Genomic DNA, 16,823 nt, shown 5'->3' on the forward strand with positions numbered 1-16,823 from the left:
GGATCAATCTATAATAGGGAGAAGTGCAAAGTGATTAGAGAAACAGTCTTGGGATGTTCACTGCTGTTGGTATCAGTTGGCGTACTGGCTGGGGGCTGTGATAACTCACGTAATGCCTATGACAAAACCTACTGCGCATCACTGGAAATGGTCCAGTTGGATCAAAAACTCAATGTTGAATATAAGAAAGTAATGGGGTTGCTGAATCAACAGCAAAACAGACACTGAAGCAATCGCAAATCCAGTGGCTACAACATCGGGATAGCGAATGTAGCGACGTTTCACGACTGTACCTCTCCTGCTCAAACAGAACCATGCAGGATCGGATCAACTTCCTGAAAAGCGTGGAGTGCGAATGTAATAGCACAGGTTGTAACAGTAATAAGCTGACTCAGCAGCAGTAATGCTAAGTGCAAGATAAAGTCGGATAATCCGTACCGTTAATCGGGCCCGGTTATCCCTGCTCGTTAATCTGTTTTACGGCTCCAATTTTGAATCCTTCAGTGAAATTTCTGACTGACATAAACACGCCTTCATTGAGCCTCCATTATGAGGCAAAAAAGTGTTTACAAAACCTGGGTCTATTCACTTGTGAATACAGATATCCCTCACACCCATCTTTTCACTGCGAACGATAAAAAGAGGTATAACCCGTCAAATGATAAAGTGTGTATTTTACCTTTACCTAGCAGTAAGGGATTAGAGTTTCACTCAGTGGCGGTTATCGACAGCAGCCATATACTCAATGATGGTCTGGATTTAGCTGATGAGGCCCGTCGCTTATATGTCGGATTTACACGAGCGACTCAGCATTTGCTTGTTACATGGCATAAAAATAATGCGCTCAGTACCAGTCTGAAGAAAGTCATACAACAGTGATGGTTATCGTCTCAAGCAGCGTAACTCACGGTGTTTAATGCATTGTGCCAAGCGTTGCAAGTGGTACATGGTATACTGAGTGGTAGTGCTTGTTATCCAAAAATTGTGTCCATTATCACGTTTGCGATAATTTTTGTGATGTTTGGGGGCGCTGGGGACAGAAAAGAATCTGAACCAGACTTAATCTGACAGATACCTGTATAAATAACCGGTAACTGTCAGATCAGGTCTGGGCTAATACAAATAAAGCCCATGTTTACTTAGCTTTATACAGCTTCTTTGTTACTGGAACTTTCTACAATCATCATTTGATCGCGGTATAGCGTTCCATTTGCAACGAGTTCTTCGATGATATCGCTGATCACTTTTCTGAGTGTACTACTTGTCGATTTAAACCCTAGCATCCGTGAAACGGTTATCACTAATTCATCGTCTGTAGCCCCCAAATTATTTTTTATAATTTGACGGATCCCTGCCGCAATTTCTTGGGACGCAATCATTTCGGGTTTGCGTATCCCCGCTGACTGCACACCTTGACGATTGCGCAGTACTGGTGACGAACCAGGGATAGAAAGGAAAGAATCCTCTCTAACAATATTTCCTTTAGAGCAGGCGACTGATACCGCCTGATCAACAGCAGCTTCAATACGTGCACCAGATCGCTGTAAGCCCCATGTTGTCCTTAACCGAGTCACAACTTCACTGAAATGAACAGGGGATTCTATAGCCACAATTTGCTCGACTAAGTCTGCCAAAAGACCTACTGGAGTATCATGTAACTCATAGGCTGAATGCCTCATCGGGCTAGCTTCAATATATTCCTTGGAACTTAGAGTCGATGAATCGACATCAACAAGACCAATTTCTGTAATCGGACCACGGTCAACAGTAATAATTTCTACCGGAACAGCCCGCCGCGACTTTGCACCTTGTTCAAGTCTGGTCGCTAATTCTATTTTTGCTGATTCAATAGCATTAAGTGTTTTTTGTAGCTGCTCATCCGGCCTTTGGAACCAATCAGTACTCCATATGCGATGGATAATCCACCCATGATCTTCAAGCACAGCCTGGCGTAAGCGATCACGTTCCCGGGCTGAACGTGAAGAATGGTAGGATTTGCCATCACATTCAATACCAATGAGGTATCGCCCTGGCATATCGGGATCTGCAATACCTAGGTCTATATAAAAGCCAGCAATACCGACTTGTGGATGTACTTGATATCCAGCAGATTGCAAAGCATCAGCAACTTGTTCTTCAAAGACACTGTCCATTTCCCTCAGCCCTGGTTGAGCCACTGAAAGCCGCCCTGTACGCGCATACTGTAAGAATAATTTAAAGGCAAAAACCCCTTTACCTTTTGCCCGCTCAAGGTCGATATCTTCATCTGTTATTGAGGCATAGACCTCGCAGCGTCGTTTAGCTCGACTAATCAAGACATTCAAACGCCGTTCCCCTCCCTCTGCCCCTAATGGACCGAAACGCATAGCCATATACCCTTGAGCATTTTTGGCATATCCCACGGAAATCATGATGACATCACGCTCATCACCCTGAACGTTTTCTAGGTTCTTAACAAAGAAAGGTTCGCTCGGATGGGAATAGAAAAAACTCTCTAGATCAGGATTTAAGCGGCGGATAATTTCTAGTTCATCCTGAATGGCTTTACGCTGAGAAACGGAAAATGTGGCTACACCTAAGGATAACTCAGGGCTATTTTTTGCATGTTGTAAGATAGCCTTCGCAACATGTTTAGCTTCAATGATATTAGTTCCCGCTCCACCAGATTCAAAAATACCCTCAGGAATATGATAAAACTGTAATCCCATCCCGGCTTCTTGAGTGTAAGGACTCGGCACAATAAATAATTTATTCTCGTAAAACTGACTATTTGATACAGCAATTAATGATTGGTGACGGCTACGGTAATGCCAACGCAACATGCGCTGAGGTAATCCTCGTGCCACGAAAAGACCCAGTATGCTTTCAATATCTGAGACTTGAGTCGTTTCATCGCTGTCATCAGGATTAGACTCAGTCATTTTTGCAAAGAATTTTGTAGGCGGTAATTGCCGCTCGTCGCCAACCACAACGACTTGCTTACAACGAGCAATAGCACCAATGGCATCAACAGGTTGGATTTGACTCGCCTCATCCATGACCAATAAGTCGAAGGTTTGCCTGCCCGGAACAAGGAATTGTGCTACGGATAATGGGCTCATCATCATAACGGGTTTAAGTGCTTGTATCGCAGAACCTGCTTTTTGCATCAATTGCCGTATTGGCATGTGTCCGCGTTTGCGAGCCATTTCTCCCCTTAAAATCCCAACGGGCCCAGCCCCCCCTTCTTTGGATGGGATCCGCCGATGATGGGCACGAACGACTTCGATACTGGCTGCTTTAATACGTTGCCGGTCGAGTGTTGAGAAATCCATCGCTAATCGGGAATGAAGTTCCCCATCAAAACGAGCCAGTTCAGGTGCCTGTTCAACCATATAAGCCAAAATAGTTTCATAATAGGCACGTTCCATGGTGGGTAGCGCCTCTGCTAAAGAAAGCTGACCACTGGATAACCGATCAACTAACTCTCCTAATCCTGAGTTTCGGGCGTTGGTTGCGCGGTGCTGATAGGCGACCCACTTGGATAACTGCTCTGAATGAACAAGCCACGAATGAAGTGTTTCATATAGGTTTTGTATGCTTAAAAGCTCAGAAGAAGGCGATTTGAATAGTATTTCTAGTTTAGCCTGTAGTTCATCAGATATTTTTTCAATATCTGTTAAAATTGACTCACTTTCATTCAACAGGTGTTCCACCGATTCAATGAGCATATAACGCTCATTGAAAAGCGTTGCAGCCAGAAAACGATACTGTGAATATTGTTGGATCCACGTTGCTGTTTGCTCACATTCGTCCCAGTTGGAATTAACGCCTTGCCAAACATTATCGAAAGCTTGTCGACCTAGTTGGTCATAGTTAGAAATTTTCAGGGCTAGTGCTTGTAATTCAATAATTCGCATGATGAGTTGACTATGCTCATCAATACGCTGAGGAGGGGACTGCAACACCTGATGAGATAGCCAATTGATCCAGATGAGATGATCCACTTGCTCTTCTATTCTTTGCAAGGGGACTCGTTCCACCGATAATTCATCGTTGAAGTAATCGCTTACTCTTAAAGAGTAAGCATCCCAGAGTTGGTTCAATGCTGATTCAACTTCGACTATCAAATTATTGACTTGTGTCGCTCTGGCTTTGACGACATTACGATCAGCTAACTGGCTTACTAATACACGCGGCTCTGCCCCGAACCCTCTTAATGTTCTCATCCATTCGACAAGTGCTCTCAGTGGCTCACTTTTACTGCGATCGCCTCTCCAGTCAGCCCCAAAAGCAGATTGACCAAAGTTATTGCCCTCTTTGATTTTACTGAGTGCCGCTTGCCCTTTCAAAAGGTCATCGAGCAGCTTTACCAGGTCTGGTATTGGGAGTTTAGGGTTTTTTATAATTGAACGCCCCAGCGCTCTGGCGTTGCGCCATTTTCCACTGAGAAAACGCAATGGTCCGGTTTGAGACGCTAATACTATTCTTGCCGTTTTTACATCTGTATCCCAAGCGATATCAAGCAACTCTGTATCCAATGTTGCTCTTATCAATTCTAGGGTAGCAATTGCATCAACGAGCTCTGATGCTTGCTCAACCCCATGATCCCAGACAGATGCAATAAACGCATCCGAACTGGCTTCTGGCGCATCTGCTACCCGGTCAGCCAAGGCTATTAATCGTGATATATCATTAAAGGTTTGGTAAACACCTTTGGTACCTAACTCTTTCTGGAGGCGACTTACTTCAGTTTCCAATCTTGGGAGCAAATCTTTCAATACCGTTGCAGCTTTAAATCCGGAGTATGAAAAATCTTGTGGAAGCTTGGATAGAGCCTCATCTAAAGAATCTAATGGTATATCTATAGCTTTAAGAGTTATCGCATCGGCAAGCTTTGCAGCATCATGCTGAAATTGTAGCCCGTAAGAAATAAGTTCTTGCACCGCTTGAATGTCTGAACTCCATACTGGGGAGGTAAGTGCATTTTGTGATAATGATGGTGCACCCGCTACGATTTCAGCAACGGTTTTAAGACGGTTTAATTCACTGAATGTTTGCGGCTCTGGTGATATCTCTAATGTTTCCGCCAAACTCTTTAATTCAGATTGTAAGGCTTCTATATGTTGTTTTTGCTGACTTAATCGTGGGATCAGGCGTTCGACTTCGATAGGAAGAATCTCTTCACGACCTACGCCATACCAAGGGTGCTGATCTGGCACGCCAATATCATGGATACGTTGGGTTAATTCGGTCACGAGTTCAAGGCGCTTATTATAGTTGTTGCTCGACCAATTCAATGCCCCGACAAGTGATATATCAACCGGTTGTTGACCTGCCCTACGCAGGCGAACGAGTTGCCCCATAACCTGATAAGGTGTTAACTCAGATGGATTATATTGCTCGTGCAGACGGCGAGCATGTTCATTTAAAACATCTCGTGAAGCAGTCAGGTTCTCCAGTAAAATATCTGGAAATTCACCTCGGGGGGAACCCAGTTCCCACACCCGTTTTAATTCATCCAGCAAAGCGCGCTTATTGGCTTTGTTACTGTGTAATTCTAAACAAGCATCACCCACACCCGCATGGTCTAAGCGTCGTTTGACTACATCCAGCGCCGCCATTTTTTCGGCAACAAAAAGAACGGTTTTACCATCTGCAATTGCAGATGCAATTACGTTTGCAATTGTCTGCGATTTCCCTGTACCAGGGGGGCCTTGAATAACAATATTTCGGCCCTTGCGCACATCGTGAACAGCCAATGTCTGGGAGCTATCACTATCGACAATATGTAGCATTTCTTTTGGCTGAATGTGCAGGTCGATAGAAGCATCATCAGAAATCAACGTATCATAAGTTTCGAAACCGTCGGACAGCAGTGCACGAACAATGGGTTGTTCAGTGATTTTGCTATCATCTGGCCAACTCTCAGGATCAAGATCACGATACATCAAAAATTTAGCAAAAGAGAAAAAACCCAGTGTTATATCGTTCGCTTGTACCGCCCAATCAGTTTTGGTGTCAACCGCTTTAGCAATGGCACTCATATAACCGACAATATCGAAGTCATCTGCCATATCAAAAGTCGGTAATTTAAGCTGATGGACTTTGTCCAAATAAGACTCAAGCGATAGATTCGGCAGAAGTTCCTCTTGCCTGGCCCTTAGCTTAAATCGCTCTCCAGCAGTACCGCGTTCTAGTGTCACCGGCAACAGTACTAATGGAGCAAAACGGATGTTTTCTTTATTTTTTGGATCCACCCATTTTAATGAGCCCAGTGCTAAAAACAGAATATTAACCCCTTGCTCTTCTTCTAATGTCCGTGAGTCGTGGTAGAGGTCTAATAAACGTGTTTGTAAACCTTTTGGGGTCATACGTGTTTGAAATTTCGTATCGATGTGCCCTGCACGCAGCTCATCTGACTCATCGTCTTCTGGTTGCTGTAAATCTGAGTCAGTATATTCGTCCTCGGGAAGAGCCTCAGTTTCCCCATTTACTTTTCCACTACGCCCTGATAGGAAAGTAAATGCTTTCCCTTCTTGTAATAGAAGGCGATAAATCTGTTCAGAGCGTTCATCAATAATCTCTATGCTTTTTGCTGTCTTGGACCGAGGAATATTTAGCAGTTTATTTCGTGCAGAAAGATCCAATAACTCTGTGCGTGCCCGCTCAAGCTTTTCTTCTAAGGATAAGCGGCCTTGAAAAAGTGAATTTTCTACGTCCATAATCTCTATTTATTCCAGTAGGTTAGTTTTTTTGACAGTATGCCTATATATCGATGGGTGTCATCCAGTGTGCTGGTACCAGCAAGAAAATCCCAATGGAAGATGAATTACATAAAAGCCCCTGTCCTTATAAGGATATGATACTACCGAATACATATTAGCGATATTTAACTTTCTACAAATTGTGAATTGAATTGTATCTATGAGGAAATAATTAGATTAGCACTAATATAAACAAAAAATGAATTGCCCTTTTATAACGGAGTCTAGACATATCCTGCCTAGACTCAGATTAAATCCTTATCTGTTACTATTCAGATATTATGCAATAAATAGGGGACGGTTGGCTTTTATGTCATAAGATACTTGAGCAAGCAGGGAGCAAGGCATGCGCTATTACTGTGGGACATACTGTTTTGCAAAATCAAACGGGCTCATCGCTTTTTCTCTGTTGGAATCCAAAAAATCTGCCCACCATTGCAGCATCAATCTGCGCTCATCCAGAAACTCTGCTTTGTGAATGTACGCTGCCCGAACGCCATTACGCTCTTGGTGGCTCATTTGCTGCTCCACCGCATCCCGTGACCATAAACCAGACTCAATCAACGCGCTGCAGGCCATCGCTTGGAAACCATGATCACACACCTAAGCCATGAGGAGTAATGTCTTGTTGATGGTGTTTTATTCACCAAGCGACGTTTATGGTAACAATGAAAAAAAATAAGCAGCAGCAGAAACCAACAACGCCAGTATCATTACTGACGTTGTTGGATTTGTGAGACAGGTTACTGCTCAGCGGATGGCTTTGGCATAACTCCCCCCATGCTCCAGATAGTCGATATAATCAGCATACCACTGCATCATTTCCCGCCGTTGCTCCAGATACAAAGCATGGTTATAGGTTCCCCGGATACTGTTTTTATCTGCATGTGCGAGCTGGAGTTCAATCCATGCTGAGTTATAGCTCTGTTCATGTAAAATGGTACTCATCGTGTGACGAAAACCATGTCCTGTCGCTTTACCATCATAACCAATACGCTTTAGCACCATATTGATGCTGGCTTCGCTCATGGGCTTATTGACGTCGTTGCGTCCTGGAAAAACCAGCCGATAGCTTCCAGTCACGTTCTGAAGTTCCTGCAGGATGGCTGCGACTTGCCGGGTCAGGGGAACGACATGTTTACGCCGCATTTTCATGCGACTTTCCGGTACTGTCCACAGAGCGTTGTCGAAATCAAACTCTTGCCATTCTGCTGCCCGCAATTCGACAGTGCGAACACCGGTCAATAAAAGCAGTCGAGTGGCGAGGCGGGTGAGGGGACTACCGTGATATTCAGCCAACTTCTGAAGGAACTCAGGAAGCTCTCTGGCGATTAGATGAGGGAAGTGCTCTGTTTTGGGGGGACTCAAGGCTCCGGCCAGTTCTGCCACAGGGTTCACCGTTGCCCGGCCAGTGGCAATGGCATAACGGAAAATCTGATTACAGAATTGCCGCACTTTACGCATTTTCTCCAGAGCACCGCGCTTTTCTATCAGGCGCAGCACTTGAAGCATTTCCAGCGGGAGGATCTCTGTGACAGGGCGTTTCCCTACATGTGGGAAGATATCCTTCTCAAGGGCCTCCAGGACGCTTTCTGCATAGCTTGCAGACCATGACGTACATTTGTAGGTATGCCATTCAGTAGCGAGGGTATGGAAGGTATTTTCTACTGTGAATTTTTTGGTTTGCTTCTCGCGCTGTTTTTGCTCGCTGGGGTCATGACCCTCGGCGAGGAGTTTTCGTGCTTCTTCACGCTTTAGCCTGGCCTCGGCTAATGAGATATCAGGGTAGACACCAATAGAGAGTTTTTTCTCTTTTCCTGATACACGGTATTTCAAGCGCCAATATTTGCGACCGTTGGTGGTGACCAGCAGAAAAAGGCCACGCTCATCAGTGAGTTTGTAATCTTTCTCTTTCGGCTTTGCAGTCTCGACTTGTCTGGCATTGAGTGGCATTGAGTGGCATTTGGGGGCCCCTAAATCACATTGAACAAGATAAGCCCCCAGTTAAGCCCCCAAACATCACTTGATTGGTGTGGATGTAGGTTGACCTCAGTGGAACTTAAAATGCATTAATGTTGAGTATATAGTGATTATAAAGGAGTTTACTTGAATTCAGAAGACGTGGGGAGAAGTGAAAGTGGTGCCCGGACTCGGAATCGAACCAAGGACACGGGGATTTTCAATCCCCTGCTCTACCGACTGAGCTATCCGGGCAACGGGGCGCATTAAACCGTATTGGCGGCAAGTCGTCAATGAGTTTCTCTTATAAAGGCGATCGGTTGCTCTCTTTTCATGCAAAAATAGCGAGAAAACTGTTGGGAAGTTAATTTTTATGGTGCATCTACATATTTCATCTACTTGATTTATAGATTTTTTATTTTTTAGTGTGTTAAATAACAATGGCTTAGATATTCACTAAAAGTGCATTTTTATTGGCCTGCAAGGTTGAACCTACCGGCAAAACATGCAATTATTGCGAAAATTTAGCGTTACTATTCATCCCTCTAATCCATATCATTTCGATTAAGTAAGCAGGAGGCGGTTATGACAGTAGTAGACTATTCAATGCATAATGAGCGCTTCTCATGCTATTTCTCCTGTTTATCTGCTGTTAAGTTCCTTGTTACTTCCATGCGGTAAGGCTATCTGTCGTTCACTGTTAGGCATTATTAAAAATAGAGCTGGATCTCTGATTTTACTGATGTCTATTGGTCGATGCGAAGACCAGTTAACTCACTATTCTAGCTTCTATTTGAGCGAGTGATCGTGTGCGTAATAGATATCAATTTGCCGGCATTGCATAAAATCTTCACCTTATGCGATGTCATATACATGCCAAAATGGCAGCCTCATACCTGACCGTTTGAGAGTAAGTGACATGACACTATTAAAAATAGCAACAAGTGCTCGTTTGGCTTCTTATATAGAAAGCCAGCGGGGAATGGTATACCTCAATCAAACTGATTTTACTGATGTTGCCGCTGTGGTGATGTCGGTTGAAGATGCCAATGCCGGTATATTGTCAAAGTTGCATGATCTGGGTTTTGCTATTCCTACTTTTGTTGCTGTCACGGCACAACAGACGGTTTCTGCCGATTATTTGCCTCTGATTAAGGGGATTATTACGCTCGGCGAAGCAAACAAAGCTTTTTACAATGCTCAGGTAGAAGCTGCCGCCAGTGAATATCAAAAAAATCTATTACCGCCATTTTTCTCAACATTGAAAAAATATGTCGAGATGAATAATTCAACTTTTGCTTGCCCAGGGCATCAGGGTGGCGAGTTTTTCCGTAAGCATCCTGCCGGTCGCCAGTTTTTTGAGTTTTATGGCGAGACCATTTTCCGTTCAGATATGTGCAACGCAGACGTCAAACTGGGTGACTTGCTGATCCATGAAGGTGCAGCTAAAGATGCACAAAAATATGCAGCTAAGGTCTTCAATGCGGATAAAACCTATTTTGTTTTGAATGGTACATCGGCTGCAAATAAGGTCGTGACTAATGCCTTATTGACCCGTGGTGATTTGGTATTGTTCGATCGTAATAACCATAAATCCAACCATCATGGTGCGCTGATTCAGGCTGGGGCGACACCAATCTATTTGGAAACGGCCCGCAACCCGTTCGGTTTTATTGGTGGTATTGATGCTCATTGTTTCGACGAGCGTTATTTACGCCAGCAATTGCGGGAGGTTGCCCCAGAAAGAGCAGAAGAGGCGCGGCCATTCAGATTGGCGATCATTCAGTTGGGTACCTACGATGGCACGGTGTATAACGCACGTCAGGTGGTTGATACTATTGGTCATTTGTGTGATTACATTCTATTTGATTCTGCGTGGGTAGGTTACGAACAGTTTATTCCGATGATGAAGGATTTCTCACCGCTATTGCTGGATTTAAATGAAAATGACCCTGGGATTATTGTGACTCAGTCAGTGCACAAGCAGCAGGCTGGTTTCTCCCAAACCTCGCAGGTACATAAAAAAGATAATCATATCAAAGGGCAAAAACGGCACTGTAATCATAAACGTTTTAATAATGCATTTATGTTGCATGCCTCAACCAGCCCGTTCTACCCATTATTTGCTGCACTGGATATTAACGCCAAAATTCATTCTGGTGACAGTGGCCGCCGCATGTGGATGGATTGTGTCAAGTTGGGCATCGATACGCGTAAACTATTATTAGAACGCTGCTCAATGTTGCGGCCATTTATTCCTCCCACTGTCGGTGGTAAAAATTGGCAAGATTACGATACGGACGTTATTGCCAATGACACACGTTTCTTTAATTTTGTGCCTAATGAACGTTGGCATGGATTTGAAGGGTATAACCAAGACCAATATCTAGTTGATCCTTGTAAGTTATTACTGACGACACCGGGTATCGATGCTAACAGCGGCCAATATACCCAATTTGGTGTTCCGGCAGCGATACTGGCTACCTTCTTGCGTGAAAATGGCATTGTGCCGGAAAAATGCGATCTGAATTCAATTTTGTTCCTGCTAACACCGGCAGAAAATCCAGCAAAAATGGCACATCTGGTTGATATGCTGGTTCAGTTTGAGCGCTACGTGGAGCAAGATGCTTTATTGTGTGATGTATTACCGACGATATACCGTAAGAATGAAGAGCGCTATCGCGGCTACACTCTACGCCAGTTATGCCAAGAAATGCATGATCTCTATGTCAGCTATGATGTTAAACAACTGCAAAAGGATATGTTCCGCAAAGCCAGCTTACCGCCGGTATTAATGAACCCGCAAGATGCCAATATCCAGTTTATTCGCGATAATATCGAGCTAATCCCTATTGCCGAGGCTGAAGGGCGCATTGCTGCTGAAGGCGCACTCCCTTATCCACCAGGCGTATTGTGCGTGGTGCCGGGTGAAATGTGGGGCGGGGCGGTACAGCGTTATTTCCTGGCGTTGGAAGAGGGGATTAATTTATTGCCCGGCTTCTCGCCTGAATTGCAGGGCGTTTATATCGAAAAAGGTGATGTAGAGTGGCGGCGTATCTTTGGTTATGTCATTACGCCGTAAACTGAGGTACTGATAGACAGCCGACGAGAGCATCGGCTGTCTATCAATAAGTTATTACAAATTAGGCTTATCAATAACCTAAATAGCGTGCGACTAAAACTGTGCCGGAAATCAGCAATAAGATATTTATTAATCGGATAAGCTGGTCGCGACTTATCCCTAAACTGATTTTATTGGCGATAACCAAACCAACTAACATCCCCGGTACCAACAGTAGTACCATCCATAAAATAGATAGGTCCATGTAGACCCCTGCTAGCGTAAACAAAATAACTCGCGTGAGGGTACTCAGGCCGATAAGCGTGGTCTGGGTAATCCGCAAATTATCTTTGCTGGCTATTCTGCCGGATAAATAAATAGCATAAATAAACCCGCCGCTGCCAAATAGCGCGCTGAAAATACCGCCAATCAAGCCAAAAGGAATGGCGGCAACAGGTTTGAATTGTCCTTGTGGTTTACGCCGGCTAAGGGCGTAAATGGCATATAAAATGACAAATATGCCGAGCGCCAGTAGCAAAATATCAGGGCGAGTACGTAGCAGTAACGTCGCGCCGATCAGACTACCAATAATCATTAGTGGGACTAATCGCTTAAGTTCAGCAAGGTCGGCATGACGGCTATGGCGAGCTACATTGGTAATGGCTGCAAACATATCGACAATTGCCAATAATGGGACAATCTTAGCGACAGGAATAAATAGCGCTAATATCGGACTGGCAATTAATGCAGAACCAAATCCTGTAATACCAAAGATGATATAAGCGATGACCATAGTGGAGAAGATTACCACCATTTCAAACAGGGTAAGTCCAAAGTCCATTTGTTCAATCTGCCGATAGTAGGGATAGGATGATTAGCGATACTATAAACATTTTATTGAGAATGGTTGTTATTCAAATGTGCACTTTTGTCGGGCAATCACACTTTAGACATAAAAAATGACACTGTGGGTGGAGCCTGTCATTTCAGTTTTCCCTTGGTTGGCGTTGCAGGGGGGATTAGCCACCTGCAACGCCAATTTCTTGGGCTATAAAATCCGCTATAAATAAAACTAGTGGCGGCGATAACTCTTCTGCGCGCTGTTCACTTTCACCAGATAACGGCGAGATTCGCCTGAAGGGTGTTTAGTGGTCAGCGTTTGGAATACATCACCAGGAGCCATATTGTTGATAATATTAACAGCCTGGTTCTTATCGCTGGAGAATACCCGCAATACGCTACCAGCTCCGCCGTTATAAGAGGTAATAACAGCATAACGCCGTGAGGTGGCATTCTGAATTCCGCCTAGATAGGTATTTTGCAGAATTGACAGATATGCCGTACCAGCATCAATATTATTTTCTGGATCAAACAGATAGCTACGGCTTGGCTGGCCACTTTTACCCTTCATTTTGAACACATCTCGCCCGGCAGTATGCTGTACAACTTGCATCAGGCCCAACGCATCAGAGCCACTGACCGCATATGGGTTGAAGCTAGATTCTGTTTGCATAATTGCCAGGATCAATGACTCTTCGACGCCATAACGCTCCGCTGACTGGCGCACCAGTGGCAGGTATTTATGGGCACGTTGATCCAGATGGTTAGGGACTAATTGCAAGGTGACCGACCAGATAACATGCAGGCCGGAAGTGCGTTTTTGCATTCTGGTTTGTAGCAGATAATCAGCAAAATGGGCCGCGCGCCATTCCCAACGGATCGGCTGGCCATTGTTATCTAGCACCTGCCCATAGAGGAAGGGCTCTTTACTGATCTGAATATCGTTAACATCCGAATAGAGGTCGATAGAGCCAGGATCATCACCCATTAAAAGTGTGGTAATAATCGCCTGACGCAAGTGAGCCGCCGGATCTGTCGTGGCAATGGTTTCAACCGTAATCGTACCGGCATCGAAGTTGATATGGCTGCGGGTTTGATATTGATCCGTATACTTAACGTAATCTTTTGGACCCGCGATTAAGACTTCTTTTAATCCCCAAATATTTTCAATGTTATGGGCAAATTGGCCCATTAAAATCTCAAAACCGTTGGTATCTTTGACATAGGCTTCGTTTTCTGTTTGATTCTTATTGCCTGAGCAAGACACTAACAATGGTGCAACTATCAGCAAAGCTAAAATTTTCTTCATCTTACAAGCCATATCTTGATGAGGAATAACAACGGGGCCAGCGCAGACCCCGTGTGGTTACTTACTCGGTGGAGTATAACCTTCAATATGAACATCCTGCCCTTCGAACAGGAAGTTAACCATCTCCTGCTCTAACAGTTTGCGGTCTTCGACATTCATCATGCTCAGTTTTTTCTCGTTAATCAGCATGGTTTGCTTGGTTATCCATTGTGACCAAGCTTCTTTTGATATTTCGTTATAGATACGTTTGCCAATCTCACCTGGATAGAGCTGAAAATCTTGCCCCTCAGCATCATGTTTTAAAAATGTGCAAAAAATTGTTCTGCTCATGCTAAATCCTCTTCTATGGCGCTATACCCTTCATACTTGAAGTTGCAGGGGGTTAGCTATGTTGGTCACTCGGCTGTTTTGCCAACTGATGTAATAGGCGTTCAACTGGGGCCGCCAATCCTACCGCGGGTGGTTGTGCTAAGTTATACCAGAGACCTGCACCATCATCCATGCATCCACGGGATGACGCCGTATTCAGCCACATGGGGACAATATCCAGATGGAAGTGGCTGAAGGTATGACGAAAAGCAGTTAACTGCTGCAAACTGCTGCTGGCAATACTTTGTTGCTGCAACCAACGCTCCAGTTCGGCTTGTTCAGAAAATTGCGGGAAGCAAAATAGCCCCCCCCATAGACCTACTGGCGGGCGCTGTTCGAGCCATACCTGCGATCCGTTTTGCATCAACAAAAAGTAAGCTGTTTTTTCCGGTAATGTCTGTTTGGGTTTTTTACCGGGGTAGCGTGCCCAACTGTGATTAGCATAAGCCATACAACCGGTATTCAGTGGGCAAAGCTCACACTTGGGCTTAGAACGGGTGCACACCGTGGCACCTAAATCCATCATCGCCTGATTAAACTGACCTACGCCTTTGGCTGGCGTAACATCTTCACTGCTTTGCCACAGGCGGCCTTCGACTTCCTTTTTACCGGGCCATCCCTCAACAGCGTAACAACGGGCCAGCACTCGTTTGACGTTACCATCTAAAATAGGAAAATGTTTCCCTAACGAGAGCGACAAAATAGCGCCCGCAGTTGAGCGCCCAATCCCTGGCAGTGCGAGAATCTCGTCAAAAGTAGTAGGGAACTCGCCTTGATGGCGTTCAACAACCGTTTGGGCGGCTTTATGCAGATTTCTGGCACGGGCGTAGTAACCCAGCCCGGTCCATAAATGCAGAACTTCATCCAACGGTGCCGCAGCCAGCGCACTGATATCAGGGAAGCGCAACATAAAACGTTGGAAATAGGGAATGACGGTCGCAACCTGAGTCTGTTGCAACATCACTTCTGACAACCATACCTGATAAGGTGTTTTATCCAATTGCCACGGCAAGGTTTTGCGACCAAAGCGTTGGTACCACTCAAGTACCTCGTGCGCGAACTGTTGCGCTTGCATCATAAGTTGGTATCAATATCCGGCAGGTAATAAATTAGAGCTGGATTGCAGCATAGAGTTCTCACCCTGTAAACCCCCTTCGTACTTGAAGCTACAACTGTGTTAGCCGCACTCACGCACCCGAATCACTGACTTTAATCGGCCACTTTGGTTATATCTACGTTATTTACTGCTTAATTTTGTACTTATGACGCCCTGAGTTGATAAACTACCGTATCTTTGCATAATGCGCGTTCACATACGCAATCAACAGACAGAAAGTACCATGATAAATGACGTCATATCCCCGGAATTTGATGAAAACGGCCGAGCCATACGCCGTATTCGTAGTTTTGTCCGTCGTCAGGGGCGGCTGACCAAAGGTCAACAACTGGCGCTAGATAGCTACTGGCCGGTGATGGGCGTGGAATATCAAGCAACGCCAGTTGATGTAAACGCCTTGTTTGGCCGCGAAGCTCCGGTGGTACTGGAAATCGGTTTCGGCATGGGGACTTCACTGGTGACCATGGCTGCCAGTAATCCGCAGCAGAATTTTCTGGGGATAGAAGTGCATTCTCCGGGGGTTGGTGCTTGTTTGGGGGCTGCTCACGAGGCGGGACTAAGCAACTTGCGGATTATGTGTCATGACGCGGTTGAAGTGCTGGAAAATATGATTCCAGATGCTTCACTGGATATGGTACAGCTATTCTTCCCTGACCCATGGCACAAAGCGCGCCATAATAAGCGTCGTATCGTCCAGATACCTTTTGTTGAATTGGTGAGAAGTAAATTAAAAGTGGGTGGCGTGTTCCATATGGCGACCGACTGGCAACATTATGCGGAACATATGTTGGAAGTGATGTCAGGTGTAAACGGATACCGCAACCTTTCAGAACAAAATGATTATGTTCCTCGTCCGGACTCGCGTCCGCTGACAAAATTTGAATTACGTGGCCAGCGTCTGGGACATGGCGTTTGGGATCTGATGTTTGAGAGGAAAGAATAATGGCTAATTATAGTTTCCAATCTGATTATTCGTGATGAAATTAACAGTAAGTTTATTTTATTTTGTTGATTAATAAGTGATTTAGTGGGGTTTCTTGTTATCTCATCAAATCACACTAAAAACCACGATATCCTACATTTTACTGTAGATTAGAATGTAGCTCGTTAATCCACCTGTGGTGTAATGGATGTCATATAACAGTGACACTCATGGCGCTAATAGGTGGATAAACCAGAAAAAAAACCACTATCAACTAAAGCCATCGACGCGATGAAACCCGGTGATAAGGCCAGTTGATACCGGCGAAAATCGCCATTACGGATCACTTGTGCGCTAGCGGCATTAAAGCTTTCTTCTACCGCTATACCAGCCCCATAACTCACAAACTCACCCAAGTTAAGATCGGTCACTTCCCTAATATCTCGCTAGCGCAGGCTGGTGCTGAACTGCAAACACTTAAGTAGGCAAAGAATGAAAGC

General features: G+C 44.8%; 12 protein-coding genes, 1 tRNA gene and 1 pseudogene. 5 read left to right on the plus strand and 9 right to left on the minus strand.

What is annotated here, in order from left to right; translation table 11 throughout:
• Positions 1-30: 30 nt before the first annotated feature.
• The 3 genes from V1955_RS03415 to V1955_RS03425 all read left to right on the plus strand — a co-directional run bounded on the left by V1955_RS03415 (position 31) and on the right by V1955_RS03425 (position 879).
• Positions 31-228, plus strand: coding sequence for a hypothetical protein (locus V1955_RS03415; RefSeq protein ID WP_442820524.1), 198 nt, complete (start codon positions 31-33; stop codon positions 226-228).
• 11 nt (positions 229-239) lie between these two features.
• On the plus strand, positions 240-404 hold the full coding sequence (locus V1955_RS03420; RefSeq protein ID WP_442821417.1) for a hypothetical protein: 165 nt from the start codon (positions 240-242) through the stop codon (positions 402-404).
• 145 nt (positions 405-549) lie between these two features.
• Positions 550-879, plus strand: coding sequence for a 3'-5' exonuclease (locus V1955_RS03425; RefSeq protein WP_442820525.1), 330 nt, complete (start codon positions 550-552; stop codon positions 877-879).
• 266 nt (positions 880-1,145) lie between these two features.
• Here the strand turns inward: V1955_RS03425 and V1955_RS03430 are convergent, their stop codons facing one another.
• The 4 genes and pseudogenes from V1955_RS03430 to V1955_RS03445 all read right to left on the minus strand — a co-directional run bounded on the left by V1955_RS03430 (position 1,146) and on the right by V1955_RS03445 (position 8,960).
• Complete coding sequence (locus tag V1955_RS03430) at positions 1,146-6,704, minus strand: DUF3320 domain-containing protein (protein ID WP_442820526.1); 5,559 nt, start codon at positions 6,702-6,704, stop codon at positions 1,146-1,148.
• Positions 6,705-7,100: 396 nt separating this feature from the next.
• Positions 7,101-7,349, minus strand: a pseudogene (locus V1955_RS03435) (tyrosine-type recombinase/integrase); the annotation flags it as partial.
• Positions 7,350-7,496: 147 nt separating this feature from the next.
• A complete protein-coding gene (locus tag V1955_RS03440) occupies positions 7,497-8,699 on the minus strand; it encodes a tyrosine-type recombinase/integrase (RefSeq protein ID WP_442820527.1) in 1,203 nt (400 codons plus the stop codon).
• Between the two features lie 185 nt (positions 8,700-8,884).
• Positions 8,885-8,960 (minus strand) — tRNA-Phe (locus V1955_RS03445).
• A gap of 664 nt (positions 8,961-9,624) precedes the next feature.
• Here V1955_RS03445 and speF point away from each other — a divergent pair.
• Positions 9,625-11,787 carry an ornithine decarboxylase SpeF gene (gene speF, locus V1955_RS03450; protein WP_442820528.1) on the plus strand — a complete coding sequence of 721 codons (2,163 nt, stop codon included), beginning with the start codon at positions 9,625-9,627 and terminating at the stop codon, positions 11,785-11,787.
• A gap of 70 nt (positions 11,788-11,857) precedes the next feature.
• On the opposite strand, the gene V1955_RS03455 is transcribed toward speF, so the two are convergent.
• From V1955_RS03455 to mutY, 4 genes are all read right to left on the minus strand, one after another.
• Positions 11,858-12,607 carry a sulfite exporter TauE/SafE family protein gene (locus tag V1955_RS03455; protein ID WP_083162668.1) on the minus strand — a complete coding sequence of 250 codons (750 nt, stop codon included), beginning with the start codon at positions 12,605-12,607 and terminating at the stop codon, positions 11,858-11,860.
• A 231-nt stretch (positions 12,608-12,838) separates the two neighbouring features.
• The gene (gene mltC, locus V1955_RS03460) at positions 12,839-13,915 is read right to left on the minus strand and encodes a membrane-bound lytic murein transglycosylase MltC (RefSeq protein WP_102970534.1); all 1,077 of its coding nucleotides are present in this window, start codon (positions 13,913-13,915) and stop codon (positions 12,839-12,841) included.
• A 57-nt stretch (positions 13,916-13,972) separates the two neighbouring features.
• Entirely contained in the window at positions 13,973-14,245 is a 273-nt protein-coding gene (locus V1955_RS03465) for an oxidative damage protection protein (protein ID WP_083162670.1), read from the minus strand.
• Between the two features lie 52 nt (positions 14,246-14,297).
• Positions 14,298-15,362 carry an A/G-specific adenine glycosylase gene (mutY, locus tag V1955_RS03470; protein ID WP_193784781.1) on the minus strand — a complete coding sequence of 355 codons (1,065 nt, stop codon included), beginning with the start codon at positions 15,360-15,362 and terminating at the stop codon, positions 14,298-14,300.
• 262 nt (positions 15,363-15,624) lie between these two features.
• Here mutY and trmB point away from each other — a divergent pair, with 262 nt between their 5' ends.
• A complete protein-coding gene (gene trmB / locus V1955_RS03475; protein ID WP_083162671.1) occupies positions 15,625-16,344 on the plus strand; it encodes a tRNA (guanosine(46)-N7)-methyltransferase TrmB in 720 nt (239 codons plus the stop codon).
• A gap of 215 nt (positions 16,345-16,559) precedes the next feature.
• Here trmB and V1955_RS03480 read toward each other — a convergent pair whose 3' ends face one another.
• Positions 16,560-16,754, minus strand: coding sequence for a hypothetical protein (locus V1955_RS03480; RefSeq protein WP_083162672.1), 195 nt, complete (start codon positions 16,752-16,754; stop codon positions 16,560-16,562).
• Positions 16,755-16,823: the final 69 nt, after the last annotated feature.

Source organism: Yersinia sp. 2545 StPb PI, from assembly GCF_052217125.1.
In the GTDB taxonomy this organism is placed as follows: domain Bacteria; phylum Pseudomonadota; class Gammaproteobacteria; order Enterobacterales; family Enterobacteriaceae; genus Yersinia; species Yersinia enterocolitica_E.

Bases quoted from the DNA above. Each gene is read 5' to 3' on its own strand.
- V1955_RS03425 (WP_442820525.1), top strand. From the start codon at position 550: ATGAGGCAAAAAAGTGTTTACAAAACCTGGGTCTATTCACTTGTGAAT.
- V1955_RS03430 (WP_442820526.1), bottom strand. From the start codon at position 6,704: ATGGACGTAGAAAATTCACTTTTTCAAGGCCGCTTATCCTTAGAAGAA.
- V1955_RS03440 (WP_442820527.1), bottom strand. From the start codon at position 8,699: ATGCCACTCAATGCCAGACAAGTCGAGACTGCAAAGCCGAAAGAGAAA.
- speF (WP_442820528.1), top strand. From the start codon at position 9,625: ATGACACTATTAAAAATAGCAACAAGTGCTCGTTTGGCTTCTTATATA.
- V1955_RS03455 (WP_083162668.1), bottom strand. From the start codon at position 12,607: ATGGACTTTGGACTTACCCTGTTTGAAATGGTGGTAATCTTCTCCACT.
- mltC (WP_102970534.1), bottom strand. From the start codon at position 13,915: ATGAAGAAAATTTTAGCTTTGCTGATAGTTGCACCATTGTTAGTGTCT.
- V1955_RS03465 (WP_083162670.1), bottom strand. From the start codon at position 14,245: ATGAGCAGAACAATTTTTTGCACATTTTTAAAACATGATGCTGAGGGG.
- mutY (WP_193784781.1), bottom strand. From the start codon at position 15,362: ATGATGCAAGCGCAACAGTTCGCGCACGAGGTACTTGAGTGGTACCAA.
- trmB (WP_083162671.1), top strand. From the start codon at position 15,625: ATGATAAATGACGTCATATCCCCGGAATTTGATGAAAACGGCCGAGCC.